At 71.5% G+C, this 5778-nt stretch carries 3 protein-coding genes; all 3 read right to left on the bottom strand.

Annotated features, from left to right (window positions below; all coding sequences use genetic code 11):
• Positions 1-52: 52 nt before the first annotated feature.
• Positions 53-1711: a catalase gene (locus FNQ90_RS10635; RefSeq protein ID WP_182606149.1), complete on the bottom strand. Its 1659-nt coding sequence runs from the start codon at positions 1709-1711 to the stop codon at positions 53-55.
• 186 nt (positions 1712-1897) lie between these two features.
• On the bottom strand, positions 1898-4270 hold the full coding sequence (locus tag FNQ90_RS10630; protein WP_182606148.1) for a hypothetical protein: 2373 nt from the start codon (positions 4268-4270) through the stop codon (positions 1898-1900).
• A complete protein-coding gene (locus tag FNQ90_RS10625) occupies positions 4267-5388 on the bottom strand; it encodes a hypothetical protein (protein WP_182606147.1) in 1122 nt (373 codons plus the stop codon). Before FNQ90_RS10625 ends, FNQ90_RS10630 begins: the two co-directional genes overlap by 4 nt.
• Positions 5389-5778 lie beyond the last annotated feature (390 nt).

Genomic DNA, 5778 nt, shown 5'->3' with positions numbered 1-5778 from the left:
GCCCGGGACCGCTCGGGGTCCCGGGCCGCCGCCCGCGGTGTTCGGCCGGCCGTCAGCGGGTGACGACGTGCCGCTCGTTGGGGACGCAGTGCGTCATGGTCAGGCCGGAGACGTCCCGCGGCGGGTTCTCGCCCAGGTTCTCCAGCCGCTTGCGGTCCTCGTCGGTGAGGTCCTGGGAGGCCAGCGGCTCCAGGTGGGCGACGTCCTTCGGCGAGATGCCCAGGCCCTCGCCGACCCGCAGGCCCAGCTCGTTCTCCACCAGCAGGAAGTGCCAGACCATGCGCTCCTGCACCGCCCGGTCCGTCTGCGAGATCAGGTCGATGAAGTTCTTCACCAGGTCGTCGCGCTCCCAGTCCTCCATCAGGCGGAACCGCTGGCCCGCCTGGAGGTAGTCGTTGGTGCGCGGGATGCGCTTGCGGGTGAGCCGGCCCCGGATCTCCGGACCCTGCTCGTCCGCGGTCGGGTAGGTCCCCTCGCGCAGGCCGCCGGTGATCGAGGGCTCGTAGTTGACCTCCGGGTTCTCCCCGTGCCCGTCCTGGTCGTACGCCATCTGTCCGTCGCGCTGGTTGGTGTGCACGGTGGCGTTCTTCGGCTGGTTGACCGGCAGCTGGAGGTAGTTCGGACCCACCCGGTAGCGCTGCGTGTCGCTGTAGGAGAAGGTCCGGCCGACCAGCATCTTGTCGTCGGAGAAGTCCAGGCCGTCGACGAGCACGCCGGTGCCGAAGGCGATCTGCTCGTTCTCCGCGAAGTAGTTGCTCACGGTGCGGTCCAGGACCATCCGGCCCACCGGCCGGGGCGGGAACTCCTGCTCCGGCCAGGTCTTGGTGTCGTCCAGCGGGTCGAAGTCCAGCTCGGGGTGATCGTGGTCCTCCATCACCTGGACCAGCAGCTCCCACTCGGGGTAATCCCCGCGCCGGATCGCCTCGTACAGGTCCTTGGTGGCGTGGCCCAGCTCACCCGCCTGGACGGCCGCCGCGTCCTCCTCGGTCATGCTCTTGACGCCCTGCTTGGGCATCCAGTGGTACTTGACCAGGACGGTGTCGCCCTCCTGGTTGACCCACTTGTAGGTGTTCACCCCGAAGCCCTGCATGTGCCGGTAGTCGGCGGGGATGCCGCGCGGGCCGAACAGGTTGACGAGCATGTGCATCGACTCCGGGGTCTGCGACATGAAGTCGAAGATCCGGGCGGGCTTCTGCTCGTGGGAGACCGGGTCGGGCTTGAGGGAGTGGATCACGTCGGGGAACTTGATGGCGTCCCGGATGAAGAACACGCCCAGGTTGTTGCCGACCAGGTCCCAGTTGCCGTCCTCGGTGTAGAACTTCACCGCGAAACCGCGCGGGTCGCGGGCGGCCTCGGAGGAGTCCCGGCCGCCGATCACCGTGGAGAACCGCACGGCCACGTCGGTCCGCTTGCCCTCCTCCCGGAACAGCTTGGCGCGGGTGTAGCGGCTGATGGGCTCGTCGCCCCACTTGCCGTAGCTCTCGAAGTAGCCGTAGGTGGTGACGCCCCGGGCGTGCACCACCCGCTCGGGGATGCGTTCGCGGTCGAAGTGGCTGATCTTCTCGAGGAACTGGTAGTTCTCCAGGGTGGCCGGGCCCCGCGCGCCGACCGTGCGCTGGTTCTGGTTGTCGTAGACGGGGTGACCCTGCCGGTTGGTGAGGATCGGGCGGTCGTCGTCGGATGCGGATCCCTGACCTGCTACATCTGTCACTGTTCTTGCTTCCTTCGTACCGGAGACCACTGGTTTCACACCGTGGGGGCGAGTCGCGCGTACCCGTTTGTCCGGCCGTGATGCGGAAGCTCACCTTTTCGGCACATCCGTTTCATTCGTTTCGCGGAGCGCGCGCGGGGCGGGACGCGCCGTGCGCGTCCCGCCCCGCGGTGGTGCGGCCGGCGGTCACTCCTCCTCGTCGGGCCCCCTGCCCACCGGCTCGTCCTTTCCGGAGGAGCCCGGGGGGAGTCCTTTGGCGTCCACGATGTCCTTCACGAACAATTGCTCGGGCAGCTCGGTGGACCGTCCCCGCTCCTCCCGGGGGTCCGGCCGCTCCGGCAGTTCCAGGGCCCGTCGACGCTGCTCCTCGAACCACTCCACGCCCTCCGCCGTAACGGCGGCCAGGATGTCGGAGGCCCGGCGGATGCCCGAGGATTCGAGCGCGAGCTGCTCCAGACGCTCCGGGTTCTCGGCTCCGACGGTCTCCCCGAAGTCGGAGAAGTCCTCCGCCCGCACGTCGAGGGAATCCCCGTTCTCCAATCTGACGTGCAGACTCTGCCGGAGCCCCGCCGGTCCGAGGCGGACGGCCCGGCCACCGATGTGCCGATATTGGGGAGTCGCCTGCTCGGGGTCGCCCCCCTCCCGCACGATCTTCACCGTGGTGAGCTTCGCGTAGCGGAACGTCTCGTCCTCACGCCCCGAGTGGGTTCCCTTCCTGAAGTCCACCTCCCACCTGCCCATCCACACCCCCGACCGGCTGAGCATGAAGTACCGGACGATGTAACCGGAGTAGCGAGGGGGACACCCGGCGACCCGTGCCGCCAGGCTGCCCGGCGCCCGTTCGAGCAGGAAGAAGTCGAAGAAGGCGTCCGTGGCCCGGCGGTCGTGGTGTGCCAGGTACTCGTGCCGCAGTCGCCGCGTGTCCTGGTACAGCCAGATCTCCATCTCCTCATCGGAGGGCCGGGCCGCCAGGTACTCGACCCATTCCTCGTACCTGCTCATCTCCTCCGAGTGCCGCTCCTCGAACTCTTTCTCATCCGCGATGCGGTGGCGCCTGCGGCCGTACAGCCGCCGGGCCGGGTACACGGTGCACGCCCTACCGAGGGCGAGCACGCAGAGCAGCGTGGCGAGCGTGCCGACGGACTCCTCGGTGACCAACTCCGGAACGGCGTGGAAGGCGACCACCCCCAGCAGTGCCCACCCCACGAAACGGCCGAGGGAGAAGCGCCCCGGCGTCGTTCCAGGGGGCAACGGTTCCGGCTTCCGCCCGGGTTTCTCCGCCGGGGTCGCCGCCTCCTGTGGAGGAGGCGACAGCCTCCCGGCCCTCCATTCGGCCTCGGTCCGCTCCGCCTGCCATTGGGCCAGCCAGTCGAAGTGATCCGCCGGCACCTTCTCCTCGGCGTACAGGTCGCACCACTCGTTCAGCAGGGCCTTCCGCGTCGGGGCGGAGTCGTGCATCCACCGCTCGCACCACGGGTCGTCGCGCAACCGGTCGCGGAACCTCCGGCTGATGAGTTTCCGTAGTTCGGGCCCGCGCTCGTCCCACGGAGAGGCCCCGGTGCCCCTCCAGCTGTACCGCCGCGTCCGGGCCACCCCCAGGCGCTGCCAGCGGATCAGCTTTCGGGCCCGATCGCGGTACCAGTGCACGCGCAGGGCGCAGGTGAAGACCAGGGCCCAACCGAACACACCGACCACCGGAACCCACCACCCGCCGGCATCCGCACCGGCACCCAGGACCGACAACCAGCCGACGGCCAGGATCAGTCCGCCCGGAACCAGGAGCACCAACGGCAGCCGTCCCCCGGGAGGCCCCTCCCCGGCGGGACGGCGCGGCTCCACCGCGTCGGGCAGGAAGAAGATCGGCACCCGATACTCACGCTCCGCAACCAGATGCGGCGCCCGGGTGGCCCGGAGCCGCTCGCGCTCCGCGTGTTCCGCCTCCTCCCGGACGAGATCGGCCCGCAGTGCCGTCACGTGGTCCGCGATCTCCTTCCGCAGCGCCGGAGTCAAGCGCTTGTCGAGCAGCACCGACTCGGTCACCGGCTCCCCGCCTCCGCTCCCGGCGGCGCGGACGATCCGCCCCAACGCCTCTCCCGCCGCCCGGTACGGGTCCCCGGCGGGGAATTCCGCCAACTCCCGCAGGTGCTCGCGGAACCGCGCCAGCAGGGGGCCCAGCTCCTCGATGGAGCGACCGCTGACGAGGGTGAGGAGTGCCGCGTACAGCACCTCCTGCCGGGCGGGCGCGACGCCGCCGGGGACCCGGGTGGTCACCCCCCGGGGCAGGGACTCCAGTGCCTGCCGCAGCAGATCGTCGGCCCGCTCCCGCAACCCCCGCTCCAGACAGCGACGGGCCCGGTCGAATGCCTCCGTCGGGGAGAGGTCGGTGGCGTAGTTGTGGTTGATGTCGCCCGTGTGCACCGGCGAGTCGTGGAAGTGGGCCCCGGGCGCGAACACGGCGCCGGGGCTGTTCTCCTGGGAGAACCCGGCGCCGGTGCCCAGGTTGTCCCGGCCGTCCCCCCGGTGTCCACCGGGCGGGGGAGTGGTGGGGTCGACCATCATTCCTCCCCTCCCGGGAGCATGCCCAGCGCCCGCTCGGCACCGGCGACCAGGAACCCGGCACCGGTGACCAGGCCCAGGAAGCGACGCAGGGCGAGACGGGCCCGGCCCGGCCCCCGGCCGTGCTCACCGAGCTCCCGCTCGGCGGTGTCCAGTTCCTCCTCGGCCGCCTCCCCGGACTCGGCGTCCACCTCCCGACGACGCCGCGCTGCGGCCAGTTCCCGCCGCAGATCGGCGATCTCCCGCATCGTCTTCTCGTGCTCCCGGGAGGCGGGGGCGCTTCCGGCGCCGGTGCCCGTCGTCACCGGTGAGTTGTTGAAAGTGCCACCCGGGGCGAAAACGCCCCCCGGGCTGTCCCTCTGGGTGAATGTCCCTCCCGTGCCCCAATTACCGGAGCCGCCGACGGTGTGGCCGGAGCCGCCGGTTGTGCCGTTCGCCCCCTCCGCCGAGGCGGAACGGGCCGGGCCGGAGGTACCCCGCCGCTCCCCGTCGAGGGAGCCGGCCGAACCCGACGCCGCCTCCGGCGCGGGCAGGCCGGGCGGCTCGTAGTAGCCGGGGACCCGGATCCACAGCCGCTCCCCGCTGATCTCCTTCGCGGAGAACGGCACGTCCCGGTACTCGGTCGGGTCGATGCCCGGATGGTCGTGCCGGACGATCGCCCGGTACAGCACGTCGGAGACGGCCAGCGCCAGCACGGCCCGCTCGGCCGCCTCCATGGTGCCGCGCAGGGCGGGCAGGTCCACCATGCGGAAGGCGGTGTTCAGGTCGGCGCCCACCCAGCCCCGCTCGTCCCGGGCGACCTCCCCGGCGTGCAGGGCGGCGCGCAGCCGCAGCGAGCGCGGCCCCGTGCGGTACAGGCGGGCGTGGGCGCGCAGTTCGGCGTCGAGGGCGTCGACGAACGGCCCGAGGAGGGCGGTCTTGGGTACCCCGCCGGGCAGCAGGGCCAGGATGCCGTCCCCCCGGTCCTCGGTCTGCGCCCCCTCGATGCCGGCCGTCCGCAGGGCCCGCTCGGTCATGGCGTAGAGCCGTTCCCTCAGCCAGGACTGGTCGGGGTCCGTGCGCCGGCCGGAACCGACGATGTCGAGGATGACGATCGGATGGTGCCGTGGTGTGAGGTCCACGCGGGTTTCCCCCCTCGTCCCCGGCGCGGAACGCCACCTCGCGCTCGCCGCTTCCGCCGGGGTGCACCGACTATGGGAGGAACGTCCGGGGCACACCGCCTCATTCGAGGGAATCACGCACAATCACCGGGAGCGCGTGGACATCCGTCGGGGCGCACTCGCGCTTCCCGCGCGCCCCCTGCCGCGCCCCGCCGCGCGGCCGACCACCGGAAACGCCCCCTGCCCGGCGGCACCATCACGCTCCGCATGCGAGCCACGCCGTGACGGTGAACGGACTTCCCCGCCGGAACGGCCCGCAAACCCACCGGCCGGAAACATCACTCTCCCGACCCCCGTACCCCGGGGAACCGGCCGGCCGGCACATGCCCCTGCCACGGACCCGCCGAACCC

Origin of the sequence: Streptomyces alkaliphilus, assembly GCF_014141535.1 — a bacterium.
Lineage (GTDB): Bacteria > Actinomycetota > Actinomycetes > Streptomycetales > Streptomycetaceae > Streptomyces > Streptomyces alkaliphilus.
The sequence above is the reverse complement of the archived record's forward strand: the minus strand, read 5'-3'. Positions and strand labels throughout refer to the sequence as shown.

What these genes read in the sequence shown, in the direction of transcription:
- FNQ90_RS10630 (WP_182606148.1), bottom strand. Translation starts at nt 4,270, where the DNA reads ATGATGGTCGACCCCACCACTCCCCCGCCCGGTGGACACCGGGGGGAC.